Raw genomic sequence first — 17,746 nt, 5'->3', positions numbered from 1 at the left:
CATAGCTAATTGATACCGGAAAGCTTGTTAAAGTTATAAAAGTCTATTCTTCAACATCTTTATAAATCCCGACAGTTAGTTCTCCTTTTTCATTCATAGAGGCGCGATACATGCCAGTTGTATTAAATTCCGTTACCATATTACCATATTTATCTACAGCAATTATGCCGCCATCGCCACCAAGCGCTGGATTTTTTTTCTGAATGACCTCATGCGCAGCCTCCTGAAGCGTTAAGCCTTTATAATCCATAAGTGCAGAAATATCATAAGCTACCAAACCACGAATAAAAAACTCACCCCAACCTGTACTTGAAACGGCGCAAGTATTGTTATTGGCATAGGTTCCAGCACCAATTATAGGGGCATCGCCAATTCGTCCCCAACGTTTGTTGGTCATACCGCCAGTTGATGTTCCGGCAGCTAAATTTCCATCTTTATCTAAAGCTACGCAGCCAACCGTTCCAAATTTTGAATCTTTAATAGTAGAATCATAAAAAACAGATTTGTTAATAGCTTTTTCTTTTTCTACGCGTTCTGCAGGTTCTATCTTTTCACGATCTTTTAAACGTTTCAAATCCTTCATTCTGTTTTCAGTATAAAAATAACGCTGATTCACTAGTTTGATACCTTGCTCTGCTGCAAATTGTTCCGCACCTTGACCAGAAAGCATAACATGTGGTGACTTATCCATAATAGCTCGCGCCAAATTTATAGGGTTTTTTACAGTTTTTGTTCCTGCAGATGCGCCCGCATTTAAAGTTTTACCGTCCATAATGGAAGCGTCCAATTCGTTCGTTTCAGCATTGGTAAAAACGGCTCCTTTTCCAGCATTAAACAAAGGGGAATCTTCTAAAATATTTATGGTTTGTTCTACAGCATCCAAACTGCTGCCACCATCACTTAAAATTTTATGACCCACCCTAATGGCCTCTTCTAGCTTGGCTTCATAGGCTGCTTCATCTTCAGCCGTCATGTTTTTTTTCAAAATGGTACCAGCACCACCATGAATAACAATGGCAAATTTATTAACCGTCATTTCGGTGCTATCTATAACTTCAGGATGTTGCTTATTGGAAATAGCTTCTAGCTCTTCTTTACTTTTACAATTAAAAACTAAAAGCAAAATAATTAAAATAAATAAGGGGTTTTTCATGGGTAATCACTTTTAAATGAGAATTGAAAGTTAACATTTTTTTAAATCTTTTCACTTTAGTAAAGCGACATTTATTAGTATATTCGCAAATAGTAAGAATAATAATTAAAAAAAATAAGTTTATGCAAGCAGTTGCAACAGATTTCGGAATTGAAAAAGCCCTAAAGACTTTAGGTGTTAAAGATATAAATGAAGGAACTTCAACAGGTTCTAATAATTTTGCCAGTGGTGATCTTATTGAAAGTATTTCACCTGTGAACGGAAAATTAATTGCTAAAGTTAAAACAACTACTAAAGCGGATTATGAAAAAGTGATAGAGACCGCAACTTCTGCTTTCTTAACTTGGAGAACTATGCCAGCGCCACAACGTGGTGAAATTGTGCGTCAGTTTGGTAATAAACTACGCGAATTAAAAGAGCCTTTAGGAAGACTTGTTTCTTACGAAATGGGGAAATCACTCCAAGAGGGTTACGGCGAAGTTCAGGAAATGATTGATATCTGTGATTTTGCAGTTGGTTTATCAAGACAATTAAACGGACAAACAATGCCGTCAGAGCGTCCAGGTCACGTTATGCGTGAGCAATGGCATTCATTAGGTGTAGTTGGTATTATTTCCGCATTTAACTTTCCAGTTGCTGTTTGGGCATGGAATACGGCTTTAGCTTGGGTTTGTGGTGATGTATGTATTTGGAAAGCTTCAGAAAAAACACCTTTATGTTCTATAGCCTGTCAGAATATTATAGCTGGCGTTTTAAAAGATAATAATTTACCAGAAGGTATTTCGAATATTATAAATGGCGATTATAAAGTTGGTGAAATGATGACAACTGATAAACGCGTTCCATTAATTTCTGCTACAGGTTCAACACGAATGGGTAAAATTGTTGGTGTAACCGTTGCAGAACGTTTTGGAAAATCTTTATTGGAATTAGGTGGAAACAACGCGATTATTATTACACCAACTGCCGATTTAAAAGTAGTAGTTCCAGGGGCCGTATTTGGTGCAGTAGGAACAGCTGGACAACGCTGTACATCAACGCGTCGTTTAATTATTCACGAATCTGTTTATGATAAAGTAAGAGATGCTATTGTTGGTGCTTATGGACAATTAACCATAGGGAATCCATTGGATGAGAAAAATCATATTGGACCATTAATTGACAAAGATGCTGTAAATATGTACTTGGCTGCTATTGAAAAAGCGAAAGGAGAAGGTGGAAATGTATTAGTTGAAGGTGGTGTTCTTGAAGGTGAAGGTTATGAAAGTGGTTGCTACGTAAAACCAGCAATTATTGAAGCTAAAAACCATTATGAAATTGTACAACACGAAACATTTGCTCCTGTTTTATATCTTATGAAATATTCTGGTGAAGTAGAAAATGCTATTGAACAACAAAATGGCGTGGTTCAAGGTTTATCATCAGCAATAATGACCAATGAATTAAAAGAAGCTGAAAAATTCTTATCTTTTTCTGGTTCGGATTGTGGTATTGCCAATGTAAATATTGGAACTTCGGGTGCTGAAATTGGTGGTGCTTTTGGAGGCGAAAAAGAAACAGGTGGAGGCCGTGAGTCTGGATCTGATGCTTGGAAAGTCTATATGCGCCGTCAAACTAATACGGTAAACTATTCTGATGAGTTACCATTAGCTCAAGGTATTAAGTTCGATTTATAATCGACTCTTAAAATTATAAATATAGAAGCCGTTTTTTTCCAATTAAGGAAATAAAACGGCTTTTTTCTTTTCGCATTTCTCTTTTATCTTTGAATGTACAGCGTGACTCTAAATTAGAATAATAGAATTTCTTAAAAATCAGCTTATGAATTGGTTTATAATTCTCCCCATACTTATCGGTGCCTCTTGTTTTTTGCTTGGTTATTTAATGGGTAAAAAAGCATTTAAAAACCAACATAAACCTATTAATGCGGATGTTTGGAAAAATAAAGTAGCCAAACTTGAAAATGATTTAAAAATGTGTCAGGCATCAAAACAATTAATTCCTTTTAATTCGGAAAAAGCAGAAGCTGTTTTTGGAAAAAAAATCACAGAAAATGATTTGACTATTATTAAGCGAATAGGTCCACAAACAGTTGCATTATTTGCTCTTCACCATATTAGAACTTGGAAAGCACTTTCTGAAGTTTCAGTGGAAACCTGTAGAGAAATATTAGATTCTAGTTCGAAAAATCATAAAATTTACAATCCAAGTACTTGGCCCGAACAAGCAAAATTAGCCTATGAAGGTAATTGGAAAGCTTTACTGGAATGGCAAAAAGAGATGTAAAAGTTCTAGTGATACAGATGTAGAGATTCTGTTAGTTTTAAATAAAAATAAAGCGAATTATTTAAAAAAGAAAAGCCTTTCCAAAAGTAAAACTTACTTTTTTCAAGGCCTTTTTCTAAACTCTCAATTAATAGCAAAACAAAGATAAAGAAATTAGCATTAGTACAATAGAGAATTTCACAACTGGCAGTATATCTATGTATTCTTGTATGGCTAACCTTTAGTTGTATTTTACTTTCCTTAAAATGCGCATCGTTTGCTTATAGGAGAGATAAAGTTTATCATCCTTTTTCAAAAGTTCTTTGGCTGTAATAAGTTTATCTATGGCATCATCGAAGCCATTTAAGTAGCAAATAAGATAGGTAGCAGGTAAATTTTCCAAATCTATCAACTCATTTTTTGTTAGTTTTTGCGCCGATTGTAATTTTACTAAAAGCGCATTATTGGTATTATAGATATGGTGTAAAACTTTTTTATCATACTGTGGCGGCATGAAAAGCAATTTGCTGTCAATATTGTAACTACCATGCTCGGAAAAGTGAATAGTGGTTTCTTCCAACGGAAAATGCTTAAAAGCTTGTTGTAAACCTAAATTAATATATTCAACAATTTTAAAGGAATCTTCATTAAAAGTAATAGTTACTTCATCTAAAGCGGAATAAAATAAGCGAACTTGTTCATTAATTAGTTCAATATCTACACGGGAATAAAAGGTTTCATCTTTAACCACTTTCTTCTGTCCAGCCCAACACACCACGAAATATTCTTTAAAAACTTTGTATTTCGGATTGTAATCTTTTCTAGCATTCAAAAAATCGAAAACACCATCCAAAGTATGAGCAATATTGTTTTGAGAATGTGCTTCAATGGCTTGTACAATTTCCGAATTGTTGTCTTTTATTTCAATGTCATATACTTTAGACATACTCATGCTACCATCTCTGAAAAAGACGGAACCGCCGTAATATTTCCAAATATTTTTACGCAAAGAGGTTATTTTTCCTGTTGGGCGTATGGTAACCAAGCCCACCACTTTTCCTTCTGGTAAATGGGGAAATGAAATATTTTCATACTGAACAATCGGCGGATTTGCTAAATAGGCATTGATGAGGTTTTGAATTTTACTGTCATCAAAAAAGTCGACACCAACTATTTCGCTGTCTTCATCTTCCACACCAATAACAATGTAAGAGTTGTTTTTAGGGTTACTATTAGAAAGCGCGCAAATATGTTTTAAAAATTTGGCTTTTCCTTCTTGTAAACTGATGTCAATTAGTCGTTTTTTATCATAAAAGCTGTTCTCATCATTATGAGCCAGCAAATTTTTGATAAGTAAACGTTTGTTAATCATGGTTAAGCCATTGAAAATATGGTAAACTTTTAATTACAGATCCTTTTTAACAATCGTGCTACTCGCTTGTGCGGTTGGAAAAACCAACAAATCAGCAATTGTAACATGCGCAGGTCTGCTAATAGTGAAATAAATAATATCTGCAATATCTTCAGGTTGCAAGGCTTTATAACCTTTATAAACCGAGTCGGCTTGACTGCCACCTTTAAAACGGACTTTTGAAAATTCAGTTTCTACTAATCCAGGATTTATGGCTGAAACTTTAATACCATAGGGGTTGAGGTCCATTCGCATACCTTCCGTAATAGCTAAAACAGCATGCTTACTTGCGCAATAAATATTGCCTTTTGGATAAACTTCCTTCCCAGCAGATGATCCTATATTAATAATATGGCCAGATTCTCTTTCAATCATGCGTGGCATAATAAGTTTACTTACATATAATAAACCTTTCACGTTAATATCGATCATGGCATCCCAATCATCCACATCACCATCTTGAATGGTATCCATTCCATGGGCATTTCCAGCGTTATTAATTAAAATATCAATATTTTTAAATGCGTCAGGTAAAGTTTCAAACTCCTTCTTAGCCGCATCAAAATCTCTTACATCAAAATTTAAGGTATGCACTTCAGTTTGTTTCTGTAAGGCATTTTTAATAGTATCCAACCGTTCTTGACGTCTTCCACATAAAACTAATTGAATGCCATGTTTGGCGAATTCCTGGGCTGTTGCGTGACCAATTCCGCTAGTTGCTCCGGTTATTAATGCTGTTTTATTTGTCATTTTTTAATTCTATTACTATGTTTATTATTTGCGTTAAAAGCTAATTCATGTTATTATTAGTATAATTGAAATTAATAAAATTAAAAGTCATTTAGTAATTTCTACCTTTACTTTTATAAGCGTAAAGCTTGTTAATTTACCTGAAATTCTCTGCAATTTAAAGGATAGAACGGTTGTTTACATAAATTAATAGTTAAAATTTTAGTAATTCATCCCAAAAACTAGTGTCAATTTTTAACCAATTATTAACAGCCTTAAAGCAAAAATTTTAACAATTTAGCATTCTAGAATAAACCCATTACTTTAGGGTGTTTTAAATAGAAAAAAGGATGGAAGATACGCGTACAATTGACATTGCGTCTATTAACGAGAAAATTGAAAGAGAAAGTGCTTTTATTGATTTACTTATGTTTGAAATGAACAAGGTTATTGTTGGTCAAAGGCATATGGTGGAACGCTTACTTATTGGTTTATTAGGTCAAGGTCATATTTTATTAGAAGGTGTTCCTGGTTTAGCAAAAACTTTAGCTATTAATACCTTATCGCAAGCCGTGCAAGGTTCGTTTAGTAGAATTCAGTTTACCCCAGATTTATTACCTGCCGATGTGGTTGGAACATTAATCTACAACATGAAGGAAAATGATTTCAAGATAAAAAAAGGACCCATCTTTGCGAATTTTGTATTGGCAGATGAGATTAACCGGGCACCTGCCAAAGTACAATCAGCTTTATTAGAAGCTATGCAGGAAAAGCAAGTTACTATTGGCGATGAAACTTTTATTTTAGATAAGCCATTTTTAGTTATGGCAACTATGAACCCTGTTGAGCAAGAAGGAACCTACCCGTTACCAGAGGCGCAAGTAGATCGTTTTATGTTGAAAACGGTTATCGATTATCCTAAAATGGAAGACGAGCAACTTATCATGCGCGCCAACTTAAAAGGTGCTTATGAAAAAGTAAATCCTGTTGTTTCTGTAGAGCAAATTTTACGTGCTCAAGAAGCCGTTCGTGGTGTTTACATGGATGAAAAAATTGAAAAATATATTCTTGATATTATTTTTGCAACGCGATATCCTGAAAAATATAAGTTGGCAGATTTAAAACCGCTTATCTCTTTTGGCGCATCACCACGTGGAAGTATTAACCTAGCAACTGCTGCTAAATGTTATGCGTTCATTAAGCGTCGTGGTTATGTAATCCCGGAAGATGTTCGTGCCGTAGTTTATGATGTACTGCGCCATAGAATAGGAATTACCTATGAAGCCGAGGCCGAAAACGTCACTTCTGAAGACATAATCAGCAAGATTATAAATGAAATTGAAGTACCCTAGATAGTTCAATATTTCAAATTCTAAATTCAATGTTTTCGGACTTTGAATTTTAAATATTAAATCTTGAATTCAAGAAATGGATACCAAAGAATTACTAAAAAAAGTACGAAAAATAGAGATTAAGACGCGTCGGTTGTCTGATCATATTTTTGGGGGTGAATACCATTCTACCTTCAAAGGTCGTGGTATGACTTTTAGTGAAGTGCGCCAGTATCAATATGGTGATGATGTTAGAAATATAGACTGGAATGTTACGGCTAGAACTAATGAGCCGCACATTAAGGTTTTTGAAGAAGAACGCGAGCTAACCATGATGCTTATGGTGGACGTTTCGGGTTCTGAATTTTTTGGAACAGATTCACAATTTAAAAATGAAATTATAACCGAAATTGCTGCAACCTTGGCCTTTTCGGCTACTCAAAATAATGATAAAATAGGCTTAATTTTATTTACAGATGCTATTGAGCTATATATTCCGCCTAAAAAAGGACGTTCCCATGTTTTGCGAATTATCCGCGAACTCATCGAGTTTAAACCAAAAAGTCAAAAGACCGATATAGCTGAAGCGCTTAAATTTTTATCCAATGTGATGAAACGTAAAGCTATTGTTTTTATACTGTCAGATTTTATGGCAGAGGATTATCGTCATAACCTTAAAATTGCTGCAGGACGTCATGATATTTCTGGTATTCGTGTTTATGATAAACATGAAGAAAGCATGCCTAATTTAGGTATGGTACAAATGCAAGATCAAGAAACTGGCGAACGTATATTAGTGAATACAGGTTCTAAAAGCATGCGTTTAGCCTATGGTGAGCATTACACAAATAGGGTGAATTATTTTAAAGAAAGCTTTTCAAAATCTGGAGCCGGCGTGGTAGATTGTCGGGTGGACGAAAGTTATGTTAAAAAATTATTAGGCTATTTTAAACAAAGAGGTTAATTGATAAGTCAACATATGAATCAAATTTTACGATACAAAAGAATTACGTTCAGCGATTTTGGTTTTTCCAAAGTGCTCGTGTTTTCTTGTGTCTTTTTACTTTGTTCGGGAGTTTCTAATGCGCAGGTTAAGTTTTCTACAGATGCTACTGAAATAAAAATAGGTGAGCAAATTACCTATCAAATTGAAGTAGAAACGGATAGTACGGATTTAGTCGTATTTCCAGAAGGTAGCACGTTTTCACCATTGGAACTTATCGAATCTTATAAAATTGATACCACCAAGAATAGCGATAGATTTAATCTCATTAAAAAATACGGATTAACGCAATTTGATTCGGGTGCGTTTACCATTCCGGCTCAAAAAATCATTATTAATGAAAAAGTTCTTTTTACCGATTCGTTAAACGTTCGCGTAAACCCAGTTGTATTGGATACAATCAACCAAGGTTTGTATGATATTAAGCCTATTATGAGTGTTGAAAAAAGCGCGAGTAATTGGTGGAAAACAATTGTGTTTATTCTTTTGGCTTTAGCTGTTGTTGCGGCTTTGCTGTATTGGTTTGTATGGCGCAAAAAACCGTTGTCAGAGGAAGAAAAAATAGCACTTTTACCACCTTATGATCGTGCTAAATTAGCTTTGCAGCAGTTAGACGAACACCGCTATTTGGAAGAAGATGCGTATAAAGAATATTATTCGGAATTAACGATGGCTATTCGTCGTTATTTAGATGAAAAAGTTTACGATCGCGCTTTAGAAAGTACGACAGACGAACTTATTTCACGCTTAAGATTACTGAAAGATGGCAATCAAATCGATTTAAGTTTGGAAACGATTAAAAATTTAGAAAGCATCTTTAAGCGTGCCGATTTGGTGAAATTTGCAAAATCTGCTCCCGATAAAGAATTAGCCAAATTAGATAGAAATACTATTGATAAAGAAATTGATCAGGTAAAAGCCGTGCTACCTGAACCAAATGAAGAAGAAAAATTACTAAACGAACAGTATAAAGAAGCACAAGAACGCAAAAAGAAACGTCGTAAAATTGTCATTTCAGTTTTTGTAGTTTTGGGACTATTGACAGCAACATTTATTGGTTTTGGTATGAAATACGGCTTCAATTATGTAAAAGATACGCTATTTGGAAATAACAGTTTGGAACTTTTAGAAGGGAATTGGGTTCGAAGTGATTATGGTTTTCCTCCAATTACTATTACCACGCCCGAAGTTTTAAAACGTATTCAACTAGATTCGTCTAAAAATGGCAATGCAGAAGTAGATTATACGACTTTCAATTTTGGAAGTTTGGGTAATAATTTAAATATTACTTTAAATACCGCCAATTTAAAAAATCAGAAACCAGGAGACTCTATTAATCTTATTGCGGTTGCTGAAAAATCCATTCAAGATTTGGAGAATAAAGGTGTGGCCAACATTTTTGTGAAAAATGAAAAATTTGTAACGCCCAACAACGCGGAAGGCTTAAAAACATTTGGTTCTGCTAATTTCCCAATTGGTAATTCAGATTCGTTAGTAGAAGGTGAATATATATTGCTGCATTTTACTGCAGAAAATGTCATTCAACAAATTATTATTGCATGGCAAAAAGATGATGAGTATGCTGCTAAAATGGTGGAGCGTATTGTTAATTCCGTTGAACTAAAACCGGATGCAGAATGATGATGTTTGAAGGCATAAATTTTGAGGATAAACAGTTTTTCTGGCTATTATTACTTTTGCCAGTTGCCATTGTTTGGTATGTTGTAAAACATAAAAAACAAACAGCTGAATTAAAAATATCGAGCATAAAAGGCTTTAAAGTCGTGCCGTCTATATTACCGAAATTCAGACATATATTATTCGTATTGCGTTTATTGGCTTTAGCAGCTTTAATAACGGCCATGGCAAGACCTCGAACGGTGGATGTGATTACTAAAACAAAAACCACACGAGGTATTGATATTGTTATGGCTATTGATGTTTCTGCGAGTATGTTGGCTAAAGATTTAAAACCCAATCGCCTGGTAGCCTTAAAAAAAGTAGCGGCCGAATTTATTGAAGGCAGACCGAATGACCGAATTGGTTTGGTTATTTACGCGGGTGAAAGTTATACTAAAACACCCATAACTAGCGATAAAGCTATTGTTTTGCGCTCTTTGGAAGATGTGGAATATAACACCACTATTGAAGGTGGAACCGCTATTGGAATGGGTTTGGCAACAGCCGTAAACCGATTAAAAGATAGTAAAGCGGAAAGTAAAGTGGTTATTCTGTTAACAGACGGTGTAAACAATACCGGTTTTATTGATCCAAAAATTGCTAGTGAATTGGCTGTTGAATATGGCATAAAAGCCTACACCATTGGTATAGGATCTAACGGTATGGCTTTATCGCCAGTAGGTTTGTTAGGAAATGGTGAATTTCAATATGCCAGAGTACAAGTTGAAATTGATGAAGTGTTGATGCAAGAAATCGCAGATGCTACAGGTGGAAAATATTTTAGAGCAACAGATAATGAAAAGCTTGAGGCTATTTATGATGAAATTAATAAGTTAGAAAAAACAGACATAGAAGAGTTTAAATACTATAATTATCAAGAAATGTTTAGACCTTTAGTCTTATTAGCAGGTATGTTATTGCTTCTAGAAATACTATTACGCGTCACCATTTTTAGAAGTTTTGTTTAGTGAGTAAGTTGAGTAAGTAGAGATTGGAGAGTGCAGAAAATAAAGTAGAGAAAATAGAGAATAGATAAATGATAATGTCTAGGTATTCAAAATACAAATGAAGACCGCGACTGAAGACTGAAAAATGTATCAATTAGAAGAAAAAATATGGTTTTGGGTATTGGCAGTTATTCCGGTAATTATGCTCCTGTATTTGGTGCTTCAATTTTGGAAAAAACGCGCTCAAAAACAATTTGCTGATAGTCATTTATTAAAACGTTTAAGCCCCAATAAATCCGGATTTAAAACGATTTTAAAAGTTGTTATTATCAGTTTGGCATTTGCCAGCCTGGCCATTGCTTTGGTAAACCCTAAAATTGGAACTAAATTAGAAACCGTTAAGCGCGAAGGTGTAGATATTGTTTTTGCCATAGATGTCTCTAAAAGTATGTTAGCTGAGGATATTGCGCCAAACCGGTTAGAGAAAACCAAGCAATTGGTTACGCAAATCATGAATAATTTAGCGGGAGATCGTGTGGGAATTATTGCTTACGCAGGTAAAGCCTTTCCACAATTACCGATTACTACGGATTATGCTTCGGCAAAAATGTTCTTACAGAGCATGAATACGGACATGTTATCATCTCAAGGTACGGCTATAAATGAAGCTATTGAATTGTCCAAAACCTATTTTGATGATGAACAACAAACCAACCGTGTTTTAATTATTATTTCGGATGGTGAAGACCATTCTGAAGGCTCTCAACGCGTCGCTGCTGAGGCGAATGATGAAGGGATACGTATTTTCACTATTGGCGTTGGCGATGTCAAAGGTGGCCCAATTCCTATTAAAAAGAATGATGTTGTTCTCAATTATAAAAAAGATAAAAATGGTGAAACAGTTATTACCAAATTGGACGAAGATAATTTGAAGAATATTGCTGAACAAGGCAATGGATCTTATATTAATGGTAGTAATACGGCAGAAGTTGTAGAAACTATTACCGATATTTTAAATAATATGGACAAAACAGAATACGAAGCCAAACAATTTGCTGATTTTAAAGATCAATTTCAATGGTTTTTAGGTTTTGCAATTTTCTTTTTATTCATTGATATTTTCTTATTAGAACGTAAAACGGCGTGGTTAAAACGCTTAAATCTCTTCAACGAAAATTTCTAAAATTTCATTTCAAACTTTATAAAATATTTAACGGTTTAAACCCCAGTTGTTTTATACTTTTAAAGCCACCTATGAAGCACCTATTAATTTACATATTCGCCCTATTTACGGTAACTTCCTTTTCTCAAGAAGCGGAGCTGAAAGCCCAAATACAAGCAGAAAAAAATGCCAAAAATTTAGTTTATGAAGGCAATTCGCTTCTAGATAAAGATGATTTTGTTTCAGCAGAAATGTCTTACCGTCAAGCCTTGTCAGAATCGCCAACTGAAGCTGTTGGTGGATACAATTTAGGAACATCTTATATTAAAGAGGGTAATTTGAATGAGGCTTTATACCAACTTCAAAAAACGACAAAAACGGCTACTTCCAAAGAAGAAAAACATCAAATATTTCATAATATTGGAAATATCTTGATGCAAGAAAAAAAATGTAAGGAAGCGGTTGAAGCTTACAAAAATGCTTTAAGAAACAATCCAACGGATGATGAATCCCGTTACAATTTGGCTTTGGCTCAAGTTTGCGCAAAAGATCAGGAGGATAAAAACCAAGACGAGGATAAGGATAAAGATAAAGAAGACGAGAAAAAAGATCAGGACGATAAGAAAGATCAAGATAAAGATCAGGACGGCGACAATAAAGACGACAAAGATAAAGGCGATCAAGATAAAAAAGACGGCGACGAGAACGAAGATAAAGACGGTAAGCCTAAAGATGATAAGCAAGATCAAGGTAAAGAAAACCAAGATCCAGGAAAAGAAAAAGAGAAAGAACAACAACAGCAACAGCCGCAACCTGGACAAATGTCGCCACAGCAAATGAAAAACTTGTTAGAAGCTATGAATAATCAAGAATCTAAAGTTCAAGAAAAAATGAATGCTGAAAAACAAAAAGGTATGAAAATTGAAACCGAAAAAGACTGGTAGAATTAGCATACAAACAGAAAAGATATAGTACAGAGAAATACAGATAAGTGGACAGAACGAAATCATGAAACTCAACAAATACATTGCAGTAATTTTAATGCTACTCACCGCCACAGTGGCAAGCGCCCAAATAACGTTTGAAGCTAAAGTGAGTAAAAAACGACTTGGTATTAACGAGCGTTTGCGCATTGACTTTGAAATGAATAAAGATGGCGATAACTTTAATCCGCCGGACTTTAATAATTTCACAGTGGTTGGTGGTCCAAACCAAGCGGTTAGCAATTCATGGATTAACGGAAAGCGCTCGTATTCTAAAACATACAGTTATTTCTTATCACCAAAACGCGTGGGAACGTTTACTATCAACCAAGCGGTCATTGATATTGATGGCGAAGTATATAAAACCACACCTGTTGCCATTACCGTGACATCGGCGGTTGAATCACCTAAAGATGGTAATAATGCCGATTATATTGCTTCTGAAAACATTCATTTGGTGGCAGAAGTTTCAAAAGAAAAACCATATCTAAACGAAGCCATTACCGTAGTTTATAAGTTATATGTTTCACCCGATACTGGTGTTAGCAACTGGCGTGAAATAAGTAGTCCCAAATTCAGTGATTTTTGGAGCCAGAATATTGATATCAGACAGTTAACCGTGCAAAATGGTGTTTATAAAGGTGAAAACTATCGTTATGTGGTGTTACGTAAAACCGTTTTATATCCACAAAAAACAGGGGAATTAGAAATTGAACCTTTGAGCTTGGATATTACGGTTGAGGTTCCAACCAATAGACGCGATATTTTTGGTGGCCGTTTAATGCAACAAGCCCACAGAACGGTTTCAGCAGGAAAACGCACTATTAATGTAAAAGCACTTCCAGAACAAGGTAAACCTGCCGACTTTACAGGAGCTGTTGGCGATTTTAATTTTAAAGTAAGCACGACTAAATCTGCTTTAAACGCTACAGAATCCTTACAAGCTAAAGTGGAAGTTTCTGGTTCTGGGAATTTAAAATTATTTCAATTACCGAAGTTAAATTTACCGAGTTCTTTAGAAGTTTATGAGCCAGAACATGCCGAAAATGTCCGAACCAATTTAAATGGTATGCAAGGTGAAATTTCCGATACATATACCATAGTACCGCAATTTAAAGGGAAATATCCAATCCCTAATATTGCATTTTCGTATTTCGATTTAAAAACCGAATCTTATAAATCCATAAACTCCAATGAAATTATTATTGATGTGCTGCAAGGACCAACAAGTCAAGCTAGCAATCAAGATATCACAGCTGCAGGAAGTGATAAGCAGCGTGTAGTTTTAAATAGTAATCAGTTTGCGTTTATTAAAACAGACACAGATTTGGTTAGTACAAAACCATCACATTTTTTCAAATCTGCTGGATTTTGGGCCGCACTTTTAATGCCATTTTTAGCGATTCCTTTAGTTATTGTATTTAAGAAAAAGAAAGAGAAACGCGATGCCGATGTTTTTGGAAATAAAATTAGGAAAGCAGATAAGTTGGCTAAAAAATATTTAAGTGAAGCCAAAAAAGCACTTGGCACTAAAGAAGCTTTTTATGTAGCACTTGAAAAAGCCTTACATAATTACTTAAAGGCAACGCTACATATGGAAACTAGTGAAATGAGTAAGGTGAAAATTCAAGATTATCTGCATAAAGGTCAGGTAAGCCAAGAAGCCATTTCTAATTTTATGCTGATTCTTAAAAACTGCGAATTGGCGCGTTATACACCAATTACTCAAGTAGAAATGGAACAGGATTATGAACGTGCCGCTAGTACTATTTCACAAATTGATAAAGAAATTAAATAGAAATGATACATCTTCAAAAAACATATTTTTTCTCTTTAGTGTTTGCTTTTTTAAGCCTGTTTTCATTTGCTCAAAACACCGAATTATTTGAGCAAGGAAATGCTTTGTATAATGATGGAAAATACGAAGAAGCTATTGAAAAGTATGATCAAATTTTAGATACAGATATGCATTCTGCGGAGTTATATTTCAATTTAGCCAATGCACATTATAAATTAAATCATATTGCTCCTAGTATTTATTACTATGAAAAAGCACAGCATTTAGCACCAAATGATGCCGATATTAAACAGAATATGGCGTTTGCTAATAATATGACTTTAGATGCTATTGATGTGGTTCCTGAAGTAGGTATTTCAAAAGTTATTAATCAAGTATCTCATGCTATTAGTTTTGATGCGTGGGCTATTATGGCCATTTGTTTTGTGCTATTAGCCGTTTTCTCATTTATAAATTATTATATGTCATTTGGAACACGAACTAAACGTTTCTCGTTTACCTTTGGTTCTGTATTTATTCTTTTAATGCTAGCATCATTAGTTTCTGCTTTTAATAAGTATGAATTGGATAAAAGCGATAATCCAGCTATTGTATTTGCACAAGAAAGTCAAATAAAAAACGAACCTAATTTACGAAGTTCAGAAGCTTTTATACTTCATGAAGGTACCAAAGTACAAGTGGTAGACACGGTTGATAGTTGGAAGAAAATTAAATTAACCGATGGTAAAACAGGATGGATTCGCGCGAAGGATATTAAACTGTTGCGTAGCTTTTAATTATATCTCCTAAAAAAATAATTTATATCTTATTCATAGTCTGCAGATTATAAATTAAAGAGCATTCATATTATTTCTATTTCAGTTTTGTAGACACTTTTTTTAATATATTTATAGGCATTAAAAAATGGCTAAATTTTCAGATTTATGAATTTAAAAACAGTTTTCGATAATAACAAAGTATGGATTCAGAACAAATTGGACACCGATCCAAATTACTTTGAAGAATTAGCTGATGGTCAAAATCCGGAACTTCTATACATTGGTTGTTCTGATAGTCGGGTGACTGCCGAAGAACTTATGGGGGCAGCTCCTGGCGAAGTTTTTGTACATAGAAACATTGCTAATATGGTTATAAGTATAGACCTTAATGTGATGTCCGTTATTAATTATGCTGTAGATCAATTGAAAGTAAAACATGTTATTGTTTGCGGACATTATGGTTGTGGCGGTGTAAAAGCGGCTATGCAATCCGCAGATTTAGGTATATTAAACCCTTGGTTACGTAATATTCGTGATGTGTATAGAATTCATAGGGTAGAATTAAATGCTGTTGAAAACGAAGCAGAACGCTACAATAAATTAGTAGAATTAAATGTAAAAGAGCAATGTGTAAACCTCATTAAAACAGCTGCTGTGCAAAAAGCTATTCGTGATCGTGGATTAGTGGTTCACGGTTGGGTATTTGATATTCATACTGGGAAATTAATTGATTTAGAAATTGATTTTGTTAAATATCTAGAAGACATTCAAGAGATTTATCATTTGGATTAAATAGAAAAAACCGCTTCATAATTGAAGCGGTTTTTTTATAAGATAGTTTTAAATGTTTAGAGCAATTTTATTAAAACCTTGCACTGATTTTATATAGATAGCCAAGACTTTCAAGTTATTCTTCAATTTCAGTTTCACCTTTCGGTAAAGCTAAAATATCCTTTAGTTCGATGTCTTCATCAGCCGCCGATTTAATCACAAACGGAAAAATCATAGGAGCCAAAGATTTTACAGGCTTATAAAGTAGCGCATCTTTGGTATGCTCTTCATCTACAAGGCTAATGCTAGTATTCATGGCATCAAAAACATTGAGTAATACACTTAAAATTAATGCCATTTTAATCAACCCGAAAAAAGCACCTAATAATTTATTTAAAATACCTAAAGATGCAAAATCTGCTAATTTAGTTAAGGCTTTTCCTGCCAAAGCAATGATTAAAACAATAACAATAAACGTGATAGCAAAAGCGGCAATATTTACCGTTTTTTCCTCCCATTCTACATACTCAATTAGCATTTCAGACGCATAAAAACTAAAGTGAATGGCACCGTAAATTCCAGCAACCAAAGCCACTAAAGACGCTATTTCAACAAAAAATCCTTTTAGAAAGCCACGCACGAGTCCGAAACCTAAAAACGCTACTAAAATGATATCAATTACGGTCATATTACAGAAGAATTTCAACAAATATAAAGTAACTTTGCGACAATTATATTTTAAGTTTAACGAAAATATCCCTGCTTTTTGCAGTAATTATATATGTCTAGAGACGAACAATTAAAGGAACGATGGGAATTGGTTGTAGAAAAACTTTCTGCACAATTTGCCGATGGTGATAAATTAGATTTGGATGCTATTATTTATTTAATAGGTGTTCAGGAACTTGGTCAATTGGATAGAAAGTTTAAAAAAGACCATAAATTAGATTTAATGCATATTGCTATTTGCAGACTGTTAGAACCTTATGGTTATTACGAATTTGATTATTTTGATGAAGATAAATGGCCGCATTATAAAGTAAAAGAGCATTTACCAACCTTAAAAGCTGGCGAGCAAAGTGTATTGATGAAAGAGGCTATTGTAAGTTACTTTATAGAGTGTAAATACATTGAATAAGGAGTTTTTTCAACCAGAAATACTAAGCTCAACATCTTTAATTTTTTTAACTGAATATTTTCACCAATTGCACTTCATCGAAAAATTATTTTTTTAATTTATAAAAGCATTATTTTTTGAGAGAAAATATTATTTTCGCCGATCACTTAAAAATCAATAACAAAAACATGAAAAAATTAATTTTATTATTAAGCGTCCTTGCCTTAACAGTTTCATCTTGTAGTAGTGATGACGACGTTGCAACAGTTCAAGAATCATTTGTTGGGACTTGGAAATTTTACAAAGCTTTTGAAGATGGCGTTGAAGTTGTTTATGACACTTGTGATTATGAAGACACAATTATAGTTGATGGCAGCGGAACTTTTACAACTAATGGATATCAAGCAAATGTTAATGGAGGTTGTGATTTAACTAATACTGAAACTGGAACATGGTTAAACCTTGGTAATGGTATGTATTCTTTGACTTCTGATGGTGAAACATATACCGAAGAAATAAAATTTGAAGAAAACAGAATGTACTTTGATGAGGTAGATGGTGGTACCGTTTATAGAGAAGTTTACATTAAACAATAATAAACGAAAGCATATTTTACAAAAAACTCCTTATAGCAAGGA

General features: G+C 34.1%; 17 protein-coding genes. 13 read left to right on the top strand and 4 right to left on the bottom strand.

Going from position 1 to position 17,746, the window contains the following annotated elements; all coding sequences use genetic code 11:
- Positions 1-43: 43 nt before the first annotated feature.
- The gene (locus ES674_RS02290) at positions 44-1,153 is read right to left on the bottom strand and encodes an isoaspartyl peptidase/L-asparaginase family protein (protein WP_148402368.1); all 1,110 of its coding nucleotides are present in this window, start codon (positions 1,151-1,153) and stop codon (positions 44-46) included.
- 122 nt (positions 1,154-1,275) lie between these two features.
- Here ES674_RS02290 and amaB point away from each other — a divergent pair, with 122 nt between their 5' ends.
- Together amaB and ES674_RS02280 are read left to right on the top strand one after the other, a co-directional pair.
- Positions 1,276-2,829, top strand: a complete 1,554-nt coding sequence (gene amaB / locus ES674_RS02285) for an L-piperidine-6-carboxylate dehydrogenase (protein WP_148402367.1) — start codon at positions 1,276-1,278, stop codon at positions 2,827-2,829.
- A gap of 145 nt (positions 2,830-2,974) precedes the next feature.
- On the top strand, positions 2,975-3,439 hold the full coding sequence (locus ES674_RS02280; RefSeq protein WP_148402366.1) for a hypothetical protein: 465 nt from the start codon (positions 2,975-2,977) through the stop codon (positions 3,437-3,439).
- 220 nt (positions 3,440-3,659) lie between these two features.
- On the opposite strand, the gene ES674_RS02275 is transcribed toward ES674_RS02280, so the two are convergent.
- The gene (locus tag ES674_RS02275; protein WP_148402365.1) at positions 3,660-4,790 is read right to left on the bottom strand and encodes an ATP-binding protein; all 1,131 of its coding nucleotides are present in this window, start codon (positions 4,788-4,790) and stop codon (positions 3,660-3,662) included.
- A gap of 33 nt (positions 4,791-4,823) precedes the next feature.
- Positions 4,824-5,579, bottom strand: coding sequence for an SDR family NAD(P)-dependent oxidoreductase (locus ES674_RS02270; RefSeq protein ID WP_148402364.1), 756 nt, complete (start codon positions 5,577-5,579; stop codon positions 4,824-4,826).
- Between the two features lie 329 nt (positions 5,580-5,908).
- On the opposite strand from ES674_RS02270, the gene ES674_RS02265 reads away from it, so the two are divergent.
- The 9 genes from ES674_RS02265 (at position 5,909) to ES674_RS02225 (ending at position 16,012) form a co-directional block, all read left to right on the top strand.
- Complete coding sequence (locus tag ES674_RS02265; protein ID WP_148402363.1) at positions 5,909-6,910, top strand: AAA family ATPase; 1,002 nt, start codon at positions 5,909-5,911, stop codon at positions 6,908-6,910.
- A 76-nt stretch (positions 6,911-6,986) separates the two neighbouring features.
- A complete protein-coding gene (locus ES674_RS02260) occupies positions 6,987-7,853 on the top strand; it encodes a DUF58 domain-containing protein (protein ID WP_148402362.1) in 867 nt (288 codons plus the stop codon).
- Positions 7,854-7,868: 15 nt separating this feature from the next.
- The gene (locus tag ES674_RS02255) at positions 7,869-9,533 is read left to right on the top strand and encodes a protein BatD (protein ID WP_148402361.1); all 1,665 of its coding nucleotides are present in this window, start codon (positions 7,869-7,871) and stop codon (positions 9,531-9,533) included.
- Between the two features lie 2 nt (positions 9,534-9,535).
- Positions 9,536-10,540 carry a vWA domain-containing protein gene (locus ES674_RS02250; RefSeq protein WP_148403613.1) on the top strand — a complete coding sequence of 335 codons (1,005 nt, stop codon included), beginning with the start codon at positions 9,536-9,538 and terminating at the stop codon, positions 10,538-10,540.
- A 124-nt stretch (positions 10,541-10,664) separates the two neighbouring features.
- Positions 10,665-11,702 carry a vWA domain-containing protein gene (locus tag ES674_RS02245; RefSeq protein ID WP_148402360.1) on the top strand — a complete coding sequence of 346 codons (1,038 nt, stop codon included), beginning with the start codon at positions 10,665-10,667 and terminating at the stop codon, positions 11,700-11,702.
- Positions 11,703-11,773: 71 nt separating this feature from the next.
- Entirely contained in the window at positions 11,774-12,625 is an 852-nt protein-coding gene (locus tag ES674_RS02240) for a tetratricopeptide repeat protein (RefSeq protein WP_148402359.1), read from the top strand.
- Between the two features lie 64 nt (positions 12,626-12,689).
- Positions 12,690-14,462, top strand: coding sequence for a BatD family protein (locus ES674_RS02235; RefSeq protein WP_148402358.1), 1,773 nt, complete (start codon positions 12,690-12,692; stop codon positions 14,460-14,462).
- Positions 14,463-14,464: 2 nt separating this feature from the next.
- Complete coding sequence (locus ES674_RS02230) at positions 14,465-15,238, top strand: tetratricopeptide repeat protein (protein ID WP_148402357.1); 774 nt, start codon at positions 14,465-14,467, stop codon at positions 15,236-15,238.
- A 147-nt stretch (positions 15,239-15,385) separates the two neighbouring features.
- Positions 15,386-16,012, top strand: a complete 627-nt coding sequence (locus ES674_RS02225) for a carbonic anhydrase (protein ID WP_148402356.1) — start codon at positions 15,386-15,388, stop codon at positions 16,010-16,012.
- 115 nt (positions 16,013-16,127) lie between these two features.
- On the opposite strand, the gene ES674_RS02220 is transcribed toward ES674_RS02225, so the two are convergent.
- Entirely contained in the window at positions 16,128-16,679 is a 552-nt protein-coding gene (locus ES674_RS02220) for a CvpA family protein (protein WP_148402355.1), read from the bottom strand.
- Between the two features lie 93 nt (positions 16,680-16,772).
- On the opposite strand from ES674_RS02220, the gene ES674_RS02215 reads away from it, so the two are divergent.
- Both ES674_RS02215 and ES674_RS02210 read left to right on the top strand, forming a co-directional pair.
- Positions 16,773-17,129, top strand: coding sequence for a hypothetical protein (locus ES674_RS02215; RefSeq protein ID WP_148402354.1), 357 nt, complete (start codon positions 16,773-16,775; stop codon positions 17,127-17,129).
- Positions 17,130-17,296: 167 nt separating this feature from the next.
- Positions 17,297-17,704, top strand: coding sequence for a lipocalin family protein (locus tag ES674_RS02210; protein ID WP_148402353.1), 408 nt, complete (start codon positions 17,297-17,299; stop codon positions 17,702-17,704).
- Positions 17,705-17,746: the final 42 nt, after the last annotated feature.

The sequence above is a fragment of the Bizionia myxarmorum genome (assembly GCF_008086205.1).
Taxonomy (GTDB): Bacteria; Bacteroidota; Bacteroidia; order Flavobacteriales; family Flavobacteriaceae; genus Algorimicrobium; species Algorimicrobium myxarmorum.
The sequence above is the reverse complement of the archived record's forward strand: the minus strand, read 5'-3'. Positions and strand labels throughout refer to the sequence as shown.